A 20,778-nucleotide genomic window follows, 5' to 3' on the forward strand; every position below is an offset into this window, starting at 1 on the left:
ATCAAAAGGAAAATGTATGGGAAGGCAGGCTTTGAGTTATTAAGAAAAATGGTTCTTGCTAAATCAGCCTAATTCACCAAAATTGATGAAGAACCCATCCGACCGAAATGACTGGCACAAATCAAACCGTAATATCCAATTAGTTCCTTTCTACATAGTAACGTAAAATGTAAAGCATTTTTGTCTATATTTTAAGTAATCGACTGCCTGAAATTATTACTTTTTTTGCAATCATTTCAACAATCATAATATCATAACCCAGGAATTTTATTTCTGGAGAAGAGGGAAGAAGAAGATTTTAATGTAATTCTTGTCGGAGGATTTGTGTGAACAACACCGCATCTAATTTCGTAAATTTCGACGCAGATAAGCAGATTTTTCCTGAAGTGTGGCTCCCTTCAGAAAGAAACTTAAGCAAGGTTTCTCTGTGTCCTAGCATCCTCAACGTAAAGTACCTAGTTTAGTGTGCAAGCTGCTGCTTTAGTGCTGTTAGTTTTTAATATAGAATATTGATTATTTTCAAAGATATGAGTTTACGTTATGGTCTCCTTTTTTGTTCAAAATGATTAAATTCCCTAGATCCGATTTAATCGGATCTAGGGAATTTAAAGGTAAATTAGGCACATTGAGATACAAATTCTTTAAGACAAGAAGGTGTTTCTGCATATTGAGATAACTGGGATAAAATTAATGCGGGGTCAATTCTAAAATTTGTCTTTGTTTTAAGTATTTGTTTATCAGTATTAGCATCTTTTATAATAAAATTTAAAAATTTTACCATAAATTCAATTTGATATTTTCCTCTGTATCGTAAGCTTGGCGGCTTAGAATCGAATTCTATTGTATTATCTTTTAAATCTTGTTCTGTAACATCGATAGCGTCCGGAAATTTTTCTTTGATTGTTTCCAGAGAATAGTTTGATGAGATATTACTTATAGAGATAGAGATAAACTCTTTTGGGAATTTTTCATTTAAGGAAATTTTTGAAGCAATACCTAATTTGTCACTTTTTTTCTTGGCTGAAAAATACCATAAATTGAATAGCTTAGTGCAGTTATGAAACTCAGTTTGTCTTTTTTCAAAAAGCTCTTTAATAGCTTTAAATGATTCATCTGTTTCATCAAAAAAGAATTCATTTTTTAAGATATTAGATATTACTTGTGGAGTACAGTAGAAATTCTCTATTGAGTAACCTGGAGTTACATATAGATCGGCAAGATATATAGGGTCGTCAAAATCTGAGTCAACAAAAAATTTCGTCCTGAAGCTTTGGTATTTCTCTTTAATTAGTTTGTAGGAATCTAAAACCGACTTTTTATTTCCACATACAATCGGGTGATGATTTTCTTCTGTTGTGTTTATTCTGGGGAAATAATATTGCGTATCTTTGCCTTCGTAAAAACAAAATAAATCTGACTTATTATTTTTATGAAGTAAAACGAATTTGTGGAAAACCACATTTGATGATTGACTTTTACTTAGTAGTTCTTGTGGATTCATTTTTAAAATTAATATAGTCTGTTAATCCAAAGGCAGAAGATTGTAACTCGTTGTCGTAAATAAAAGGCGAGTGTGTCACCGCTAACAAAAAAATGCATTTATTTGAATTTATTATATGAGGTAGTAGTTTTTGTTGCCAATATATGGATAGAGATAATTCTGGTTCGTCAAAAAGTATAATAAACGATTCATCAAGTTCTAAGAAGATTTTAGAAAATAAGGAGACAATTTGTTTTTCACCAGAGGAAAGTTGTTCCAATAGGATTATCTCGTCTGATTTTTCTCTGTATATATTTAGTGAAATAGAGCTTTCGTCATAAACAAATTTTTTAGAATTGAGGTAATTGTTGCATGTTTCGGAAAAATTCTTTATAGCTACGTCCAGTTTTTCTTGCTGGTTATATAGGTCTATAAGTTGATCTATTAAGCAAAGGAGGCCCTTGTTGTTTTTGTTTCCTGAAATTATATAAGATTTAATTACGTCCTTGTCAGTTAGGCTAATTGAGTCGCCAACTCGCTCTAGTATGATTTCTAACTTTTTGAAATCCAGTTTATTTTTTAATTTATAGTTTTTGAATTCATTAGAAAGTTGGCTTAACAATCCACCAGTTATTTTTGAAAAGCCTTTCAATGAGGTTTCTCTAATTTCTTCAGTAAGATTGTCGATTCTTGTCTGAACATCTTCCATTCCAAATCTTAAGTGATCATCTTCGTTGATGGCATAATTGTCAACTTCGTCTTCCCAAAAGTGGCTTTGCTGAATTTGGGATTGTCGTTTTATTTCGATTAATTTTTCAAAATCAGTTTCAATCCTTCTATAGGTAGGAAAGTATAGTATTTTTGATTTTATGTTTTTATCAATAACATCAATTACGTCTTGGAAATTCGCTGCTTCAAATTCATTTATAAATGTAACAATTGAGTCATAAATGAATTGATTAGGAGCTTTTATATTTACATCTATGCTTTTTAGTATTTCAACTATTGAAAATCTTTTATGTTGATCGTTAGATTTATTGTCTAATATTATTTGCTTGAGTTTTTCAATATCATTTTTCTTAAGTTTTTCCTTAAGTATGTGATATAATTGAGTCCCTTGAGTTCTAGAAGGCCGCTTAACGTAAAAACTTAAATCGTTTTTAGTTAAATATACTTTAGATTTATTGCTAAAATGTAATTCTATGCTTTCAAACTTTACTTTGTCAAGTTTTTTAAACTTTTTGTTTAATATAAAATAAAGAACGTTTAATATGGTGGTTTTTCCAAGACCATTCTCGCCAATGAGAATCTTTTTATTGTCTTCAAAATCTATATCTACATTTTGATATCCAAATAGTTTTGTAATTTTAAATTTTGTTATAATGCCTTTTGTCATATTATCATGATTTTTGGTAAAATCTAATTTAATTATATTTTTATATTTAAAAATGGTTAGTATTTTGAATTTTTCTATATTCCTTCTTAATTGTACAGAACAATAGTAGTACATTTATTTAAGATCATAAACTACTTATCACTCTTCTTTTCTTTAAGGAACATCATTTTCATGTAATTATTCAATTTATTTTAAGATATTTCAGACTATTATATTTTTCAAGTTTGTCTTTAATAGGTTCTTTTCGTCCCGGTACGAGGTTTTGTTAAAACAAATTATTAGGCCTAAATATAATTTATTTAAATAAATGATCGTCTTAAAATCAGTTGCATTTTGTATTGTTTTTTTAAATTGAATTTGCTATAAGATATTTATATTCTTATTTGAAATAAGTATCTATATAAAAAACTTAATAAAAAATTTCAATATTATTATAAGCTAAAAAAATGGCTTTTGTTAAATCTTTGTTCGGTAAAAATATCAAAATTTTTCTCTAAACACAAATACGTTGATGAAATAAGATTGTTTTAATATAAAAAATATTGATTCAATTTATAAATTGTCTTACTAAGGGCTTACCTTTATAATATTGTAACTGGAAATAATGTAATCTCTCCTGATAATTATATTATATTTATTTGGACTTTATAGGTTTCCTAAATCTATAGTAATTTATATTGCGTACTTTTCTGCTTTCTAATAAGCCTTCTTTAACCCAATTACCTAAAATAGTGGAAATGGATGAGCTCAATTTGGAATTTTTTTCTATGCCTTTTTTTTCAATTAAAAGAGTTGCAATTTGCTCCACGGTAGTTTCTTCTTTAAACCACTCTGTCGAGGGAATCATGTCTTTAATTTTTGCAGTCAAGTTGATACGAGCCAACCTGTCGGGAGGCAAAGCTAACCTAGGACCAACGGAATAAGTAATCATAGCCTCTTTAAAAAGGGTATAAAATCCTCTGCCGAGCGTAGAAGCGTATTCCATATATTGGTCAATATCATAACTTATTCCTTCCTCAACATTCCAAACTGCAGATTTGGACAAGTTAGACATAAATGCTATATCATCTAAAGAGAAGTTATCTTCTTGCCTTAATTTTCTCAAGTGTTGACCTAATATTTTTCTTATTTCTGGAAACATATCCTTTCTAGGCTTCCTTCCCTTTGAGTTTTTTCCCGTTAATTTAGTCATTTTTATAGATTTGTTATAAAATTTGTATTCAAATGACTTAAATTCGATTAGGCTTATTGTTTTTAAATAAGAAACAAATTTTGTTTTTTTAAAAACTAAAGGCTATATTTGTATCAGTATATAAGTATACTGATATTTAGTATGTAATAAGAAATAGAATATTTAAGAGTCTCGTAGATCGAAGTTGACACCCAAGGCGCGAGACGGCAAGATTTTAACCATTGCCCTGCTTTTGCTATATTTGATTAATGGCAGGGGATGGTCTTGCTGTGAAGCCTTTGTCCTTGGGTGTCACTAAGATCTCAAAGTGTGGAGCGGGCCATCTTCCTGCCTATATTTCATAGAGACTCGTTAACAATAAACGAGTTATGAACAAAAAACAACAATCAAAAAACATCATCACTGCCCCCGAGTAGCTCGGCTGGTTAGGCCAAATAAGATTTGGCTTCTCTTTGCCATGGACCACGTAACGCCAATATTATATACCTTGTGATTCCTCATTCAAACGTAGTCTGGCTCCCAGAATGAATTAATTATTACTAATGTGAACTGAGTAACATCAGGCTCCCAATAAAAAGCTGATTTCGATCGGAGAGGGGATGCTATGTACTTTCGGTTAAAGATTACAGACTGAAAAATGAACAGGATTTTAGTGCTACAATTTGCTTTTGATTCGATGATTTATGAAGTCCATAAAGTCGATTATGACCCTAAAAAGGAGATTGAGGCATTCTGGAATCATTATGCGCTAGAGACTTTATCTGCTAATATACTGCAGCTATTGAGTACGTATCTTGATGGTGGCTCAGGAGAAAATAGGCTCTTAAAAGATGAGGAAATGCAAGAATTTGCAACCGCATTGTATCGGGTGTTGATAGCTTATTGTATCGTCTATCATCGCAATATAGACCTGCATCAAATGCAACTGTCAGCGGAAGCTGAAGAGCGCATCGGAAAAGATCTAGGATTGAGCAAGAAAGTCGCTGAGTTTTTCGGTCGGTTATCGAAATAACCGCCAACAAACTAAATAATGAATATCCTGAAATTTTTAGCCTTTTTAATGGGCTATATAACCTATATATTTCAAGTACCTGTGAAGCACTGCTTAAGCACAGATATAGTACTAATTACGCAAAATTTGCGTAAGAAAATTAGACAAGGAAAAATGTACTTTAAAGGTACTTCGATCCGGCTCAAAAAGCGCTGTAAAATTAGCGCTCAGAACCTAATAAAAAAAGCAGATTATTCGGGCAGCCTTCGGCTTTTGTTTGAGGATCGTTCGACACTGCGTCGTACCAGAGTCGCCTCTTCTTCGGGAACGCTTCGACTGTTGTTCGACTGCGCTTCGGGTGGGAGTCGAAGCGTACGCGAAGCCCTGCCGAAGCCGAGCCGAAGAAGTGCTAAGCCTGTCTCGAATATGTCCCGAAGAAGTCTCGAAGCCGAGCCAAAGGGCAGCCGAAGAGGGGAAGAGGTATCACCTTCTTCGGACTTTTGCCTGACCAACTTCGCCCCAGCTTCTGCCTTTCATGCTATTGGCATCGAATTTTCATCGGGATCTCATCGGGCTACACCGATCAAAACCCGATGCCGACCCGATGAAAATCCGATAAAATGTAAAAATTCGGCAGGAATTGCTCAAAAGATGGTCGAAGATTTTCAGCAGGTGGGAGATGCTAGATTGACTTATGGAGTAGAATCTGAACGATCTGTTTTAAGGTTCTTTAAGTCGATCTGTAAGGTTTTGGTGTTTCGAGCTAATACTTTGCTTGGATTGATAGGTCCAGTTGTTCAACGGGCTTTAAAATGCCTTTTATTCGTTGCAGATTATAAGCGTGCCTATCGCATGGTTTTGTCATGCTTGTTTTTATGTTTAGTTTCTATGTTTAGTTTATCAGCTCAGACGCCCCGCAAGGACAGCGGGGCCGATGTGCTATCCAGTCTCGTTGCGCTAAAACCGGGCGATAAGATCCCGGATGCGGTATGGGACCAGCCGCTCGAACTGAACTATTTTAATGGGAAAAAGAAAACAATCAAGTTCGCTGATTTGAAAGGGAAACTGATCCTGCTGGATTTTTGGTCCACAGGCTGCCCGAGCTGCATTGAAGGTATTCCCGACATGGAATTGATCCAGCAGCGCTTTAAGAATAAGGTACAGGTTGTGATGGTCAATAGTAAGCGCAATAAGGATACCCCTGAGCGGATAAAAAAGCGATTCAAGAAATATAAAGAGGACTTTAATTACACACCGGTATTGCCGACAATACTGAATGATACCTTGTTTACGTCACTTTTTCCGCATAATACGTTGCCAACGATAGGAATTATCAATCCCGAGGGTGAATTTGTCCTCAATTCATACGCAAGTTCTATCACAGAGGATATTATTCAGGATTTTTTGAAAACTGGCGTGTCAAGCCGGTTTATCGAAAAATCGGAAATCAAAAATACTGCCCGGATAAACACGCAGCCTTTGGTGGATACGACGGGACTTTTATTTTGCTCGGTCATGGCGGGTTATCGGGAGAATTATCTCGGTGTGTATCCCGCTGTGTCCTACAGCAAAGGAAGCTCGCTGTTTCAGGTGGGCAATTACTTTCTGAATACTTGCTACCAGCTGGCTTTTCCTGATGCATTCAAAGGGGTACAATCGAGCCTGTTCGTTTTTGATGATCAGATTAACAAGGAATTTATCAACCTCATATACGATTTTAAAACAACAAAAGGACAGTTTTGGTATCAGCTCTACCTGCGCGATAGTATCACACAGGAGTTAGCATTCGATTATTTTAGAAATGCTTTGATTCAACGATTTAATGTCGCAATTGAGCGAAAAAATGGTGTTGTTGCGGCATACGCACTTTCGCTGGATGTATCGCGTCCACTATGGAAAACCAAGGGCGGAATGTATATGAATAGTGTGGATAAAGGCAATGAATCTTTGATCATGCAAAATATGCCCCTAAATGGTGTGATTGGTTTCATTAGGTCTGTTTTGGATAAGCCGGTAATTTTTGAGGGCAAAAGTGCCGAACGGATTGATCTGCGTTTGCCGGGAAACTTTCTTGATCTGTCTATCAAAGAAAAGATAGCTGCGCTGGAGCAGCACGGCATAAGGCTTACGCCAACACAATACAATGGTGAATATCCTTATTTCTACACCGTATCCACTAAACATACGAAGTAATGAAAGTGTTGTTGACAGCGCTTTTTACAAGCGTATTGTTTTTCATGGGCAAGGCTCAGGAAAAAATTTGGATACAGGGTACAATTGTTTCAGCGAAAGATGGCAGGGAGCTAGTGGGGGCATCTATCCGGAACAAAACTTTGCATAATCAGGCTGCAAGTTCACTGAAAGGAAAATTTGCTATTCAGGTAGGTGATCATAAAGATTCTTTATTGATCAGTTGTATTGGTTATCTAGATAGGACAGTAGTAGCCGGATTTTTTGAGAAGAATAAGGTGTTAGCCCTTTCTGTCAAAGAGACTTATCTCGAAGAGGCTATTGTCAGTACAGGTTATCAGACATTGAAAGCCAATGAGGTGACAGGCGCCATTGATGTGGTAGATAATAAGATGCTCAATCAGCAGGTAGGAACCAATATTCTGGATAGGCTCAATAATATGACAACAGCAATTCGTTTCGACAATCAGCCGATTCAAAATGCTGACCTCCAGAAACTGAATATCTCTGTTCGAGGTTTGAGTACAATTAACGGAAACCTGGATCCGCTCATTGTGCTCGACGGCTTTATCTATGAGGGGGATATCAGTAATATTGACCCCAATAATATTGAAAGTGTCTCCATCCTGAAAGATGCTGCGGCGAGTGCCATATGGGGGGCGCGCGCCGGGAACGGTGTTATCGTCATGACTTCAAAAAAAGGTGCTTTTTCCAAAGAGCAGAAGACAAAAATAACATTGTCAAATACAGTGATTTTGAAGGAAAATAGCGATCTGAATAAAATTTATCAGCCCCAAAATGCGGATTTTATCGCACTCGAAAAATATCTTTTTGAAAAGGGGTATTACGATTCGGAATTGCTATACCAGCCGTATCTGGCACAGTCACCAGTGATCGACCTATTGGATAGACGCAAGCGCAATCTTATTTCTCCGGCAGATTCAGCCAGCGGGATAGCTAAACTCTTGGTACAAAATGGAAGACAAAACTATATGGATGCTTTTTATAATGTTCCGTTTGTCAATCAGCACGCGCTGAATATCTCGGGCGGGGGGGCACGCAATTCGTATGGGTTTGGTATTGGGTATACGGGGAATAATTCCGAACTGGATGCTTTTGATAGAAAGATCAATATCCAGCTGTCCAATAGTTTCAGACCTACCGACAATTTACAGTTGGATCTCCAGGTGCTGTATACCAATCAGGATAGCAGAAAAGGCAAACCTGAATTCTCATCGTTAGGCTATAGCAGTATGCAGGCGCCATATCTTCAGTTTCTAAATGAGGATGGTGGTGAAATCCCATTTGAAAAGGAATATAGGGCCAGTTATCTGAAAGAAAACTATACAAGTGGTTATCTGCCATGGGATTACTATCCACTGTCGGAATACAAATATGCGAGAGACCGACGGCAGAATAATGAATGGTTTTCGAGCCTGAACCTGAAATATAAGGTATTGCCTTACCTACACCTGAATGTCGGTGGACAGATTCAGCAGCAGCGTACAGAAAATAACGAATTGAATACCTTGGAAAGTTACGAAGCACGTAAGTGGATCAATGAGTTTACCATCAGCGGTACGGGTACCACAGCTACAAAATATAACATTCCACTCGGTGGTATAAAACGGTACTCCGCTGCTGAGGGCAGGTCTTACACGCTACGTGGTCAAATTGATTTTAACAAATCGATTGGTCGGCATCTGTTGGTCGGTATTCTTGGTGGCGAGGTACGGGAGAATAGATCGAACACAAATTCCTATACGGCCTATGGATACAATGAACTGCCGATGTCAAGCACTTCGGTAGACTTTGTAACTCGCTTTCCAACGTTGCCAGATGATGGGATGCGGCGGATACCGGGAGCACCGCAATTTTTTAAAAATGTAAATCGATTTGTATCACTTTATACCAATATAAGCGACCGATTTATGGACCGCTATGGCCTATCTATGAGCTTGCGTAAAGACGGTGCTAATATCTTTGGTGCATCGACCAATGATAAATGGTCGCCGCTCTGGTCCGTAGGCGGATCTTGGGACATTCATAAGGAGGCTTTCTTTAAGCTGGCCCTGTTTGATTATCTAAAATTGAGGACAACCTATGGAACCAGTGGTAATGTCGATCTACGACGGTCGCCAGATCCAATTGCCTATATCGGTTCGGCAACTTATACCAGCTATCCAATGTATCAGATAAGTACCTTGAACGATCCCTTGCTAAAATGGGAAAGAGTGGCAACCACTAACTTTGGTCTGGATTTTTCAGTAAGAAAAGGAAGATTGTCCGGACGTATTGATTACTATGTAAAGAAAGGCAAAGATCTATACGGACTGAGCGAATACGATTATACGGCATGGGGCTTACAGGGTACAGTTGTCAAGAATTTGGCAGGAATGCGGGGGCAAGGTTTTGACATTGACTTAAATTCAAAGAATATAAGCGGAAAGGTCAACTGGGATACGCGAATGATATTAAGCCTGAATAGGAACAAAACAACGCAATATTACAACCTGCAAAACAGCGTCACATCCTTTCTCTCGAGTGGAAATACCATCACACCGATCGTCGGTAAACCACTGAACGCATTGGCTGCTTATAAATGGATGGGGTTGAATGAATTTGGGGAAGGGCAGGGCCTGCTGGATGGTCAGCTAAGTACAAATTATACCGCCATACGCAACCTGGCTAATGCGTCGCCGGAGGGAAACGAAAGTATCGTGTATTTTGGATCCTCCAAACCGCAGGTCTTTGGGAATATAATCAATACCCTGGCTTGGAAAACACTGATTTTTTCTTTCAATATCAGTTACAAGGGGGACTATTACGTCAGGCGTCCTGTGACGTCCTATTTTTCATTGTTTGCCAACGGTACGGCCTACCCGGATTTTGATCAGCGATGGCAGCAGCCGGGGGATGAACAACATACGCAGGTTCCGGGTATGAAATATCCTATAAAATCAATGTCGGATGCATTCTATCAATATGCTGATATCAATGTCTATAAAGGGGATCATCTGCGGCTGGAATATGTTTCGTTGACCTGGCAAGGTAAGTATACCGTTGGAAATCGTGCATTTAATATGGGGCTGTCGGCAAACGCGGCCAATCTAGGGGTGCTATGGCGTGCAAATAAGATTGGTATCGACCCGGAATTTCCGTACCGATTAAGTCCACCGAAGACATTTTCCATCGGATTAAAAATTGATTATTGATCTAATAACGTAAATGATGAAAAGATTTCTTAACATATTGTGGCTAGGGGTAGTCGTTTTGTCCTTGTCCGCCTGTCAAAAATATTTAGAGGTACAGTCAAACTATGGTTTGGCTGTACCCAATAGCTTGGACGACTTACAAAAGCTACTGGATGATAGCCAGATCATGAATCTGAAGTTTCCTTCTTTTGGGGAAGCTTCGGCAGATAATTATTACCTGAGCCAATCCGCATATGATGCATTGATTGACTATGGCCAACAGACTTATATCTGGCAGAATGATCATATGAACTTCGGAAATGACTGGTCCTCCTCTTATAATACGATCTACAATAGCAATCTTGTGTTGGACCGTATAAAAAAGAGCAATCGAAATGAAGGTAATGCTAATCAGTATGATGCCATTTATGCTTCTGCTAAATTTTATCGGGCGAGCCAATATCTGGCTTTATTATGGACCTATTCAAAAGCCTATACCCAAGAATCAAAAACAAATATGGGTATTGTGCTGCGGAACAGCTCGGATTTTCATGAACAATCGTATCGGTCATCCATAGCGGAGTGTTACGAAAAAGTAATCACAGACCTGAAAGAATGTAGCCTTATGCTTCCTGAGAAAACCAGTCATGTCATGCGTCCCAATAAGTATGCGGCTTATGCTACATTGGCTCGTGCTTACTTATCGATGCAGGTCTACGATTCGGCCTATTATTATGTTGATTTAGCCCTAAAATACAATGCTGACCTGCTTGATTTTAATAATTTATCGGAAGTAAAGATGACAGCGTCCTACCCATTTACGATTTTTAATAAAGAGACTATATTTTATGCTGAATTATTAGTAAGTATCAATTTGACAAGTTCGCGCGCATTGACTGATACGCTCCTGTATCGTTCTTATGAAAGTAATGATCTACGCAGGTCAGCATACTTTAAAGTAGCAGCCGATGGAACGACTACTTTCAAAGGCAGTTACGCAGGATCTTCTAAAATGTTTTCGGGAATAGCAATGGACGAGCTGTATCTTATGCGTGCGGAATGCAATGTGAGAATGGGAAATGTAGAGGCAGGAATGGCAGACTTAAACCATCTACTCGGGTATCGCTATAAAACGGGCACATTTATTCCTTATGTGATAAAAGACAAAAGAGAAGCACTGGCTTTAATCCTAAAAGAGCGAAGAAAGGAATTGCTGTATAGGGGGCTAAGATGGATGGATCTTAAACGGTTGAATGCAGAAGGACGAGAGATTTTAATAACAAGGAAACTAAATGGGCAATTGATTACTTTACAGCCAAACTCCAACGCTTATGCGCTTCCTCTTCCTGAAGATATTATTAGATTGACGGGAATGCAACAAAATCCGAAATAAAGAAAATGTAGATACAAATAGGGAAGGGGCAGTCCGATCGGATTACCCCTTCCTTTCATTTATCCCCTATTGATTGGGGTAAATGTAGTTGAGCTGCTGCCACCGGTTCTAGATGGGATATAGTTTCCTCCAGAAGTTGCGGTAGCGCCAAGTTGAATCTTTGCTGGATTCAGCTGATCTGAAGAATTCAGATCAGATTCATCGACAACCTGAGAGCAAGCCATAACGTTTGCACTGTTACAGTCCTCATCATTGGGCGTGGTATTCCAACGCGAGGCGTCTTTAACCTGATCCTCATCTTGAGGATCACCATGGAAGTAAATAGTTACAGGATCTAATTTTTTCCCTGCATAAGCCTCAGCACCTTTAAATGCTGAGAATCCGATAATCATGGCTCCGCCTAATATCATGTAGCCATAATTGTTTAAAAATTTGGTTAGCATAATGCTACCCTCCTTTCTGTATTGCATGCCAATAATTGATTGGTGAAGTTTTGACCTGCAAACGTTTTAGTGAATATTTGTTGTCGGTACGGTTCTGTGTACCGATCGTATCTGTATGCCAGGCTGCCTACTATAGGCCTACTGACGCTGTCATATACTGGAGAATGGCGTATGCTGTCTGGCATAAACCAGATTTCATGTGTTGGTTTAAATGCTGTGTTTTTATAGCTTAGGATTCCTGTTGCTATAATAAACGTGAGAAAGAGGCCGACAGCGGTCTTGTTGCTTAAGTTGTTTCGGCCGTGAAGCAAAACCTTACGATTGAGTATTTGCCCTGCTAGCGATAGACCAAGAATAACGAGGTTAAAGATCAGATGCGCTGTCCAGGAGATATGACTGAGAAAGCTGGTACACATACACGGTTTCTTGTCATACACATCGAGGACGCCAAGGGCAATATAAATCGAAAACAAAGTGATCATGATAGTCGATGCTATCCAGCCCAAATGCTGTAGGCGACGTGTAGGCAACCCAAGCAAAGCTCCGATGCTAATTTCCAGCAGCGGAAGCAGCCAAAAAAGTATTGGCGCAAGGATGCTAATGACCGGTTGTTGCTGTAGTGCAATATGAAATGCACTGAGCTGCCAGAGTTTTTCAATACCTACATAAACCCAAAAGAGGATCATCGCCGCCCGGAGGATTTTGTAAATTGTTGTATTGGTTTTGTTCGCTTCCATAGCTTTAATTATTTCTACCGGGGGTATTTATTATTTCCTCCCGTGGTTTTATTATTTTTTCTTTCAAAAACAGGGCACCATACCTGTGCGCCCTGCTCGGGTACAGCGGCCTGCTTCAGCGTCAACTTCTACCTTTCGTACGCTTCAAAACAAAGATAGATCGGATATCAGCCGACCGCAGGGGTAGTAGATAGGCCTTGTTGAGCCTACAAATACGGTTTTAAATAGTTGTATGTAAGGGTTAGGGGAATTGGAAACGAAACGGCCGCTATGGGCATGGCGCAGCAAAATAGCTGACAGAAATGATTTTAAACAAGATTTAAATCTTGGTCAATCCTGCGATTGCAGGGGTAACGTGGGAATACCCCTGCTTTTTAAAATTAGGATGGATTTTTATCCATTTAATTCGGGGAACTTTTCGTGTAGTTCATTCAGCATCGTTTTCAGTACTTTGCGTAGGTGTACAGCAGCGGGAAATTCGCTGCCTCTGTCCATCTTTGTGAGGCTGTGTATCGAAAGCAGTATGCCTTCCTTGGTTTTCACGAGTTTTGAGAATTCTTCCGCAGCTTCCTTTTTCTCGGACGAGCGCATGACTTTGGCCTTCACACATAAATGTAGCCAGAGTTTAAGCTCCTTGCCATTCAGATTGCTATGGATAAACCGATAGGGAACAGCACTGGATGACTTATCATCTGCCGTTTCCATTTCAATATATTGGCACATCAGCATAAGCAGCGTGCTGCGGTTGGGATCATAGGCAAAGCCTGGGATGGCGGAAAAATGCTGCGGATACCGCAATAGATTGTCGGTAGCGGCCGGGTCAGCTTCGTAGAACTCCTTCCAGCGATTTAAAAAGCCGATATGGTTAAAATTAAAATTGATCATCAAGATCAAAAAGCGAGAAGGCCAGTTTTTATGCTGACGCTCGTCCTGGGCCAGTTGCCTGAGCGCATCAATCAGCTGAACAAGGTAGTGCTGATGATGATATTGCAGGTAGGGTATTTTGCCCCGCTGGAAAAGGCTTTCAATGGCGGAATGCACTTCATCCAGATAAGCTTGGGGAATCTGTTTAAGCCTTAACCTCTCTAAGCTGTCTTCGAGGTGAAGATCTATATATTGCCTGATGCGTTTTTCATGATGTTGCGGTAGCGGTGTCAGGGGATTGATATCTTTCTTAAATAAAAATTCTACACTTTCCAGTAGTTCCTCCACCCGATGAAGCGCATTGAGTTCCTCAGAAATGGACAGATCGCAGCAGGTGTATAATACTTCATGCAGACGAAGCAACTGCGTATGGTAGAGCTGTATGCCACGGATCGCCTGATCGGCATGGGTATATTGCCGATGGATGGCCAGGGCGTCGTTCAAATGTTCGGTACAGGCAGAAGCGATTGCTTCCAGTTGTTTGGTTCGGCTGGAAGGGCTGATATGGGCAAAGGTCTCTATTAAAAGCATCAGGGGATATAAGCTTGTGATCATTTGTACCTCCTTTTCATTTCTTTGTGATACCACGGCCAGCCATATACACCCGGATGCAGTGTCATGTTCAGCTTGCCGCCCTCTTTTGCCTGCTCAAAAGTCTTTGGATGTACCTCGACCGGAAATTGGTATTTCTCATCTTCATACGTAAATGACACCAATAATTCATGTATATCGCAGCAGACCGGGCATTTTTGGATCACTTCGGCCTGGATATAGACCGCTTTGGGGCTATCGACCTTTTGGCAATTATTCATAATAAGGTTCATCCGGATATACCAGGTACAGGCCAGGAGCATCAGTGGAAATTGGATGGCGTACAGCGTAATCAGGTTGGCACGTTTAAAGAAAATTAAATGGGCTACCGCACAGCTGCCGAGGGCGATAGGGAAGGCATGTTTAAATGCTGGCTTCAGCGGTTGCGAGCTGAGCAGTAGTTCGTAGGGTAAGCGGTCATACACTGCTATGCTGCAGATCTGAATGCAAATAAAAAATAGAGCAAAAAGCTGAAGTACCACATGGTGGCTGCGGATTTCCAAAAAAGGGATCAGCAGGACTAGGACACCGATACTATAAACCTTTAGGTAAAATGCCGACGCTAAAAAGGATCCATATACAGTCACCACGATCGCGATAAAAATCAGGATGTGATTGCGGCTGATCCGTCTGAAAAAATGCATGGGAGGTCTCATACGCAGGGCTGTTAAATCAATGGTTTGATATCAAATTAAAATTACCTATAACGCATGCTATTTGGTTTGAATATTATCTTTATTTCAATAAGCGTATGTTTTTCGCATCGAACTCTCTTTTTCTGTAACGAAGCATTCATTTTATACAATAAAGAACGTGTTTATAAGCTAAAAAGGTGTGTTTCTGCGTATTTGGAAGGACACAAAAGGGTGGTTTATCGATCTGAGGGTACTGTTTAAAAGAATTAATGGCTAAATTTAGTATACAGAAATTTTTTTAATAGGAGATTTTTGGAAAGCATTAGCCTCGCCTGCATTTATCTATCGATCAGTTCAAGGTTAATCGTTGAAATTAACAGTACATTATGGAAAGTAACCAACAGGTCAAGGATGCTAAAGATACAGAGATGCACGTATATTATCCAGATTTCATCTGGGTGTGGATCGCTTCGTTTCTTTTTGGCGGCATCTGTTGGTATATCGGTGCGGTAACAGCGCTGTCAGGCTGGTTTGATAGCAGACCACTGATTGTAAGTTATCTATTTAATGTAATTATCGCGGCATTGACACTCTTTTATATAAGATGGGGGATCAAGCTGTTGGACAAAAAGAAAAGCTGGCTGCTGCACATGGGCGATCGGCTGGGCACACAGTTCTTTTTCTGTGTACTGCTGCCAACCGTAGCCCTATTTGGTATCCTCAAGCCTGTTGCAGCACCTAAAAGTGAATGGATATGGCTGCCTTTATTGGTGATTTTTGTCTGTATACTGCTTTTTAATATGCTCTATATCACCTTTTTTTATTGGAGTATTTATCGGAAAAGGGAACGATATCTGATTCGGTTGGAGCGTACTTTACAAAGGCAGAATAGCATAGCTGTCAATGCGGATGCGCAAATTGACGCACAATCTTTTGATTTGTATGATCCTATAGATCCGGCATCGCCCGATGAGAATGGTAAGGAAACGGATGCTGTGGAGGAAATTGATCTGACGCAGCTCAAATCGATAAATCCGGCAGAGGAGGAGTTTGTGATCAACAACAAATACCTTACAAAAAAGATTATGTACACGGAGCTGGGTATATTTCTATTTGAGAAGACCAATAATACGCCTATCGTTAAGCTATACCTAAAAGAAGATATGGAAGATAGCAAAGGCTGTGAACAGCGTAGTCTGAGCGAAATTGTGCGCGATACCCACGGCTTTGTACAGAAAATAGACCGGCATCACGCGATTCCATTGGACATGGTCAAGGCCTGCTATCAAATGAAGGGCGGGCGGCTTCGGATCATTTTGCATGTACCGTTTGGTGCTATCGACAGTTTTGTGGTTTCGTCGACCATTTCCCGCAGGATAAAAGACTGGGTCATGCTCCAGGTACCTATTGAAAAAGAGAATACAATAAATAATAACCTTTAACAGATTGATTATGGAAAGCATGAAAAGCAATACTTGGAAATGCCGGGCCACTGGAAAGGTGGCATTCCCGTCCCGGTTAGACGCCCAATATGCGATGTTCCGTTTTAAATTACGCTCGCGTGTCAAAAATGTCACCAATGGTAAACGCATCAAACATCGCATGGGAAAACCGGCTTGCCGCAGAGCCTACTATTGCAGGCTCTGTGAAGGGTACCATATTACCAAATGGAAAAAGGACAATTTTGAGCGTTATAAAAAAACGGTCTTGAGCTGGGATGTTTCGTCCAGCATAAGCGATTGGAACTACCTATTGGAGTAGCGTAAAGTTTTCTGCTTGTGTCAGCTAGAAATCGAAAAATGAAATGATTGCTGACCAGCTAAAGTAATATTCTTTGAATTTTAATAAATTAGTGGGATGAGATATTTAATAGAAGGTAGATTTTTATCGCAGTATTAGTGTGCTGCTTATTGGCTTTCCTTTAGGACGCGATCTTTGGGGCCATATGCTCATTAATGCCTCGTCTTTTCCTTTCATATAATTCTCGATCGTATACTTAATATCGATATCAGGTTTTAGCGGTCCTTTCTTCCCTTTCCATACTTCCCAGTATTTTGTCGAGTAGGCAATCACGATGCCTGATTTTGGTAAACTGAATCCCCTGACTTCTCCATAATGATTGATTGAACCACTGGTTTCTTCACCAATAAAGGTTGCATTAGAATTTTTCTTCAGTTCAACAGCATTCATCACAGCCGAGGAGAAGGTATTCTTGCCTATCAATACAAAAAAACTGTCTTTTTTATTGAGGTAGCTGTTTTTGATTTGGTCAATAAATGGCGTTAAAATCCCGGAATTCCCGCCGTTGTTATACCTTAAATCCAGCACAATTTTATTTGGACGTTCGGCATTGATCAACGTGAACAACTCCTGATTAAATTGATCGAAAGGCTGAGCCGGATCTTCCCGGCATGTCGTATAATTAAAATAAAGGATTTTGTGAGCAGCGTCATAATCGTACCAATAGTTCCCTTTTTTCTTTTTTGAAAGTAGATTGACTGCACCCGCTGTTAAGTTTAATTTTTTTAGGTCATTACCTTCCGATGACGTCAATTTTATCTTACTGATTTTATTGTTCCGGTCAACAAATGTGAACACAGCTTCTTTGTCCGAATCGATGATGCCAAGGCCTTTTAAAAAAGCCGGATTGTTGATGAAACGGAGCAGGTGATCATTAAAATACGAACGGTTTTCACTTAAGATAGCCTCCTTAAACAAAGCAGTAATCTGATTGAAGCTGTGGTTATTGATTGCTACTAATTTGGTCCCCAATAGCGATGCAAAAGCTGGATCTATAGCTGTTATGTAGACTTCATCATTAAACATATCCAACTGAATGGGAAGTATCCGATTGAATTTTGCTTCAACAAATGTATGCTCATCTTTTATACTTACCATAAGCTTGAAGAGCGCTACGGTGAAGGTCTCATAATTCAACGAATCCGCTTTGCTGGCAATGTCATCTACGAGCTTCTCGAAGGTAGCTTTTGTGGTTTTAGCAAATAGGTTGGTATGTTTGGCGGGCAATGTTCTTTTTAAAAAATCGAGGTCTTCAAGATAGTCTGCTTTAGTCAAGGTCTGTGAAAAGCCGAAAGTAGAAACCAAAACAAAGAGGATGGTAAATAGTATTTTATTCATGATCATTTAAATGCAACCTGCGGTAAATAATAGTATAATTTTAGGTTTTCCTGTTTATAAAGATATAAATTTTCTTCAGTAGAGAAAATGGAAAAAGAGGCTGTTTGAACTGTGATTTATATTAATTCTTGGCAAACCTATAATTTAATCCAGCCGCAATTCCCAAAACCCGCAGACGATCATAATTTCTCTCCGATTGGAAAGGGATGAGTGAGTACATTTTGTAGTATGGCGACAGCAAGACAGCAAACTGTTGGGATAATGGAACCTTTGCGCCTAGTCCAACATGGAAACCTATACCATGCTGCTTGTCTACATAACTGTTTGCGTTCTGCTGGAAGTGTAACATAGGCCCCGCATTTGCGTAGAGATATTTTAAAAATTTTACCCTGGCATCTAAAGGGATTTCCCAAATAGAAAGTTCTGAGGAGTATTGGATCCGCTCCACCGAGGGATCGACTATTGCCGATGTTGTCGTTATATTCTGGTGGGAATAGCCCACACCTGCACCAAACGACCATGTTTCATTATAGTGATAGCCTATGCGGAGCAATCCAGCGATATAATTCTTACTGGCGTCGCTACCGGCTCCCATAAGGCTCTTCCGCGGTCCAATAGTACGCTCAGCGAGAGGAGTTATAGAAAATTCGATGTCATAACCGCTGCCATTTCTTTGCTGGGCATAGAGGCCGGTTCCTGATAAAGTTAAAACAGAAAGAAATATCCTGGAAAGTAATTTTTTAAGCATATGAATGTATGATTATAGATTTTATAATTGTTTTCTCTTTTTAATTAGCGCTAGTTCCCACTAGAAATCTAACTGATAGCGTGTAAAGCTTCCTTTTTCTGAATTAACAGTGGCTGCTTTGTCGAATTGTAAGGGGTTCGATCCATTATAGCCTTGCCATTTTAATACCGATTCCATATCGGCAGGAATCGTTATCCTAACGATGGTATCCAAATCACGAGGGACCGGAGCGATAGAAAAACCAGTATTGGATTTCTCCGGACCATAGCTAACGGCAAGCATCGTCAAATCGAGTTTTTTGACATTTTTGAGATGCAACTCCATTTCGCCCTTTTTAAACAGCATTATTCGTTCATCAGTTGGCGTATCATACTTGAGCTCGTCCAAGTCATAAGAAGCTACGCTTTGATAGGAATCTGGATGGTTTGTATTAAGATAATAACCATTCTTTTTGACACTAACTATAAAAAAGCCTTCCCGGGATAGGTATTTGCTGGCATCAAATCGAAAACTATATTTGCCTTTGGTATCTGTCTTTGTTTTCCCCAAACTTATTGATGGTTTAAGGAATGAACTGTAATATTGGAACGAAATCCCTACTTCTACGTCAGATAATAATTTGTTCGCAGGAGTATCCACAACAACTCCCGATAGTACAATACAATTCTGCGCACAGGTAGTGCCATCGCGCTCATCTTTTTCGCACCCAAATAGAAAGAATGGTAGGATAAAGAGCAACCATTGCCCTTTATGTACTTTTTGAAATATGTTCAGCATAATAATATAGAATAGGTCAGTAAGAAGTATTAAAGGAAAATCAATAAAACTGCGCATTTCGTTAAAATAGGTCTTTTCATAATTTATTTTGATACTATACTATTGCAAACGGAAATAATATGCGTAATGCTACAAATTTAATAAATATAAGTTAATAGTTAACCCTAGACGCTAAAAGCTGCAATTTGATCACAAATGATTAGGCATTTGCGAGGATAATGTCTCCCAATTGACCAATACATGATACACGATTGGAAAATTTATTGGGATAGCGCAAAAGTTTTCCGCTTGTGTCAGCTAGAAATCGAAAAATGAAATGATTGCTGACCAACTAAGGTATTATTCTTTGAATTTTAATAAATTAGTAGGATGAGATATTTAATAGTCCTATTGTTAAGCTGGTTTACTTGCTATTCGGTCGCTGCACAAAACCAAGCAAAAGGAAATAGTGCCGGTAAAGATGAAAAGACTTATGTATTGGTGGCCAATAAGATCAATACCGATTTTAATTATAAGTTACTGGATGATTTTGAGCAGTCTTTTTCAGCATTAATCAAGGAAAACAACAGCCGTGAATTAGTATTCAATCCCATAAATGGCAAGTACCATTATTACAAGTTTATCGCCACCTATAAAGCAAGGGGTATCTCAACAGATAGCGATCCGGCCAAGCCGGAGCAAACCTTCCACAATATCTTGATCATCAAAACCGACGACCAGCAAAAGATCGTAGATGGCTATCATTTTGTGCTGGAATGGAGCGAAAAACCATTATCCTATCCATTATTTAGGATGAAAGCTGCCGATTTGCCCCTAAAAGAAGGCCTATCATTAAAGCAGCTGAACCTCAAAAAGGTGACCGATAATACGGATTTTGATAGCGATGGTAAGATCAAACTGTCGAGCTGGTAACGTTAAAAAAGAAGTTAAGAATATTTTTAGAACGATC

At 39.0% G+C, this 20,778-nt stretch carries 17 protein-coding genes; 7 read left to right on the forward strand and 10 right to left on the reverse strand.

The genetic code is table 11. The features are described from left to right. Window positions 1-616: 616 nt before the first annotated feature. The 3 genes from M2419_RS22975 to M2419_RS22985 all read right to left on the reverse strand — a co-directional run bounded on the left by M2419_RS22975 (window position 617) and on the right by M2419_RS22985 (window position 4,068). Entirely contained in the window at window positions 617-1,501 is an 885-nt protein-coding gene (locus tag M2419_RS22975) for a DUF4435 domain-containing protein (RefSeq protein ID WP_259255675.1), read from the reverse strand. Beyond that, the gene (locus M2419_RS22980; RefSeq protein WP_259255676.1) at window positions 1,476-2,876 is read right to left on the reverse strand and encodes an AAA family ATPase; all 1,401 of its coding nucleotides are present in this window, start codon (window positions 2,874-2,876) and stop codon (window positions 1,476-1,478) included. Before M2419_RS22980 ends, M2419_RS22975 begins: the two co-directional genes overlap by 26 nt. Before the next feature lie 634 nt (window positions 2,877-3,510). Continuing rightward, entirely contained in the window at window positions 3,511-4,068 is a 558-nt protein-coding gene (locus M2419_RS22985; protein WP_259255677.1) for a helix-turn-helix domain-containing protein, read from the reverse strand. Between the two features lie 637 nt (window positions 4,069-4,705). Here M2419_RS22985 and M2419_RS22990 point away from each other — a divergent pair. From M2419_RS22990 to M2419_RS23005, 4 genes are all read left to right on the forward strand, one after another. Beyond that, complete coding sequence (locus tag M2419_RS22990; RefSeq protein ID WP_259255678.1) at window positions 4,706-5,080, forward strand: hypothetical protein; 375 nt, start codon at window positions 4,706-4,708, stop codon at window positions 5,078-5,080. 153 nt (window positions 5,081-5,233) lie between these two features. After that, on the forward strand, window positions 5,234-7,252 hold the full coding sequence (locus M2419_RS22995) for a TlpA disulfide reductase family protein (RefSeq protein WP_259255679.1): 2,019 nt from the start codon (window positions 5,234-5,236) through the stop codon (window positions 7,250-7,252). Then, complete coding sequence (locus M2419_RS23000) at window positions 7,252-10,464, forward strand: SusC/RagA family TonB-linked outer membrane protein (RefSeq protein ID WP_259255680.1); 3,213 nt, start codon at window positions 7,252-7,254, stop codon at window positions 10,462-10,464. Before M2419_RS22995 ends, M2419_RS23000 begins: the two co-directional genes overlap by 1 nt. 13 nt (window positions 10,465-10,477) lie before the next feature. Further along, window positions 10,478-11,836 carry a RagB/SusD family nutrient uptake outer membrane protein gene (locus M2419_RS23005; RefSeq protein WP_259255681.1) on the forward strand — a complete coding sequence of 453 codons (1,359 nt, stop codon included), beginning with the start codon at window positions 10,478-10,480 and terminating at the stop codon, window positions 11,834-11,836. A gap of 59 nt (window positions 11,837-11,895) precedes the next feature. On the opposite strand, the gene M2419_RS23010 is transcribed toward M2419_RS23005, so the two are convergent. The 4 genes from M2419_RS23010 to M2419_RS23025 form a co-directional block, all read right to left on the reverse strand. Further along, window positions 11,896-12,279 (reverse strand): hypothetical protein, encoded by a 384-nt coding sequence (locus M2419_RS23010; protein ID WP_259255682.1) that lies wholly within the window; start codon window positions 12,277-12,279, stop codon window positions 11,896-11,898. After that, the gene (locus tag M2419_RS23015) at window positions 12,273-13,016 is read right to left on the reverse strand and encodes a MauE/DoxX family redox-associated membrane protein (RefSeq protein WP_259255683.1); all 744 of its coding nucleotides are present in this window, start codon (window positions 13,014-13,016) and stop codon (window positions 12,273-12,275) included. Before M2419_RS23015 ends, M2419_RS23010 begins: the two co-directional genes overlap by 7 nt. A gap of 393 nt (window positions 13,017-13,409) precedes the next feature. Then, a complete protein-coding gene (locus tag M2419_RS23020) occupies window positions 13,410-14,495 on the reverse strand; it encodes a hypothetical protein (RefSeq protein ID WP_259255684.1) in 1,086 nt (361 codons plus the stop codon). Next, on the reverse strand, window positions 14,492-15,187 hold the full coding sequence (locus M2419_RS23025) for a hypothetical protein (protein WP_259255685.1): 696 nt from the start codon (window positions 15,185-15,187) through the stop codon (window positions 14,492-14,494). Before M2419_RS23025 ends, M2419_RS23020 begins: the two co-directional genes overlap by 4 nt. A 365-nt stretch (window positions 15,188-15,552) precedes the next feature. Here M2419_RS23025 and M2419_RS23030 point away from each other — a divergent pair, with 365 nt between their 5' ends. Both M2419_RS23030 and M2419_RS23035 read left to right on the forward strand, forming a co-directional pair. After that, window positions 15,553-16,608 carry a hypothetical protein gene (locus M2419_RS23030; RefSeq protein ID WP_259255686.1) on the forward strand — a complete coding sequence of 352 codons (1,056 nt, stop codon included), beginning with the start codon at window positions 15,553-15,555 and terminating at the stop codon, window positions 16,606-16,608. Window positions 16,609-16,618: 10 nt separating this feature from the next. Further along, window positions 16,619-16,927, forward strand: coding sequence for a hypothetical protein (locus tag M2419_RS23035; RefSeq protein WP_259255687.1), 309 nt, complete (start codon window positions 16,619-16,621; stop codon window positions 16,925-16,927). A 123-nt stretch (window positions 16,928-17,050) separates the two neighbouring features. Here the strand turns inward: M2419_RS23035 and M2419_RS23040 are convergent, their stop codons facing one another. From M2419_RS23040 to M2419_RS23050, 3 genes are all read right to left on the reverse strand, one after another. Next, the gene (locus tag M2419_RS23040; RefSeq protein WP_259255688.1) at window positions 17,051-18,304 is read right to left on the reverse strand and encodes a S41 family peptidase; all 1,254 of its coding nucleotides are present in this window, start codon (window positions 18,302-18,304) and stop codon (window positions 17,051-17,053) included. A 121-nt stretch (window positions 18,305-18,425) separates the two neighbouring features. Beyond that, window positions 18,426-19,052 carry a porin family protein gene (locus M2419_RS23045; protein ID WP_259255689.1) on the reverse strand — a complete coding sequence of 209 codons (627 nt, stop codon included), beginning with the start codon at window positions 19,050-19,052 and terminating at the stop codon, window positions 18,426-18,428. 60 nt (window positions 19,053-19,112) lie between these two features. Further along, window positions 19,113-19,829 carry a hypothetical protein gene (locus M2419_RS23050; RefSeq protein WP_259255690.1) on the reverse strand — a complete coding sequence of 239 codons (717 nt, stop codon included), beginning with the start codon at window positions 19,827-19,829 and terminating at the stop codon, window positions 19,113-19,115. A 369-nt stretch (window positions 19,830-20,198) separates the two neighbouring features. Between M2419_RS23050 and M2419_RS23055 the strand changes: the two genes are divergently transcribed. Then, the gene (locus M2419_RS23055) at window positions 20,199-20,741 is read left to right on the forward strand and encodes a hypothetical protein (RefSeq protein ID WP_259255691.1); all 543 of its coding nucleotides are present in this window, start codon (window positions 20,199-20,201) and stop codon (window positions 20,739-20,741) included. Window positions 20,742-20,778: the final 37 nt, after the last annotated feature.

Source organism: Sphingobacterium sp. BIGb0116 (genome assembly GCF_024808035.1).
GTDB classification, from domain to species: domain Bacteria; phylum Bacteroidota; class Bacteroidia; order Sphingobacteriales; family Sphingobacteriaceae; genus Sphingobacterium; species Sphingobacterium paramultivorum.

Coding starts and splice junctions, on each gene's coding strand:
- M2419_RS22975 (WP_259255675.1), bottom strand. CDS start 1,501: ATGAATCCACAAGAACTACTAAGTAAAAGTCAATCATCAAATGTGGTT.
- M2419_RS22980 (WP_259255676.1), bottom strand. CDS start 2,876: ATGACAAAAGGCATTATAACAAAATTTAAAATTACAAAACTATTTGGA.
- M2419_RS22985 (WP_259255677.1), bottom strand. CDS start 4,068: ATGACTAAATTAACGGGAAAAAACTCAAAGGGAAGGAAGCCTAGAAAG.
- M2419_RS22990 (WP_259255678.1), top strand. CDS start 4,706: ATGAACAGGATTTTAGTGCTACAATTTGCTTTTGATTCGATGATTTAT.
- M2419_RS22995 (WP_259255679.1), top strand. CDS start 5,234: ATGTACTTTAAAGGTACTTCGATCCGGCTCAAAAAGCGCTGTAAAATT.
- M2419_RS23000 (WP_259255680.1), top strand. CDS start 7,252: ATGAAAGTGTTGTTGACAGCGCTTTTTACAAGCGTATTGTTTTTCATG.
- M2419_RS23005 (WP_259255681.1), top strand. CDS start 10,478: ATGATGAAAAGATTTCTTAACATATTGTGGCTAGGGGTAGTCGTTTTG.
- M2419_RS23010 (WP_259255682.1), bottom strand. CDS start 12,279: ATGCTAACCAAATTTTTAAACAATTATGGCTACATGATATTAGGCGGA.
- M2419_RS23015 (WP_259255683.1), bottom strand. CDS start 13,016: ATGGAAGCGAACAAAACCAATACAACAATTTACAAAATCCTCCGGGCG.
- M2419_RS23020 (WP_259255684.1), bottom strand. CDS start 14,495: ATGATCACAAGCTTATATCCCCTGATGCTTTTAATAGAGACCTTTGCC.
- M2419_RS23025 (WP_259255685.1), bottom strand. CDS start 15,187: ATGAGACCTCCCATGCATTTTTTCAGACGGATCAGCCGCAATCACATC.
- M2419_RS23030 (WP_259255686.1), top strand. CDS start 15,553: ATGGAAAGTAACCAACAGGTCAAGGATGCTAAAGATACAGAGATGCAC.
- M2419_RS23035 (WP_259255687.1), top strand. CDS start 16,619: ATGGAAAGCATGAAAAGCAATACTTGGAAATGCCGGGCCACTGGAAAG.
- M2419_RS23040 (WP_259255688.1), bottom strand. CDS start 18,304: ATGAATAAAATACTATTTACCATCCTCTTTGTTTTGGTTTCTACTTTC.
- M2419_RS23045 (WP_259255689.1), bottom strand. CDS start 19,052: ATGCTTAAAAAATTACTTTCCAGGATATTTCTTTCTGTTTTAACTTTA.
- M2419_RS23050 (WP_259255690.1), bottom strand. CDS start 19,829: ATGCTGAACATATTTCAAAAAGTACATAAAGGGCAATGGTTGCTCTTT.
- M2419_RS23055 (WP_259255691.1), top strand. CDS start 20,199: ATGAGATATTTAATAGTCCTATTGTTAAGCTGGTTTACTTGCTATTCG.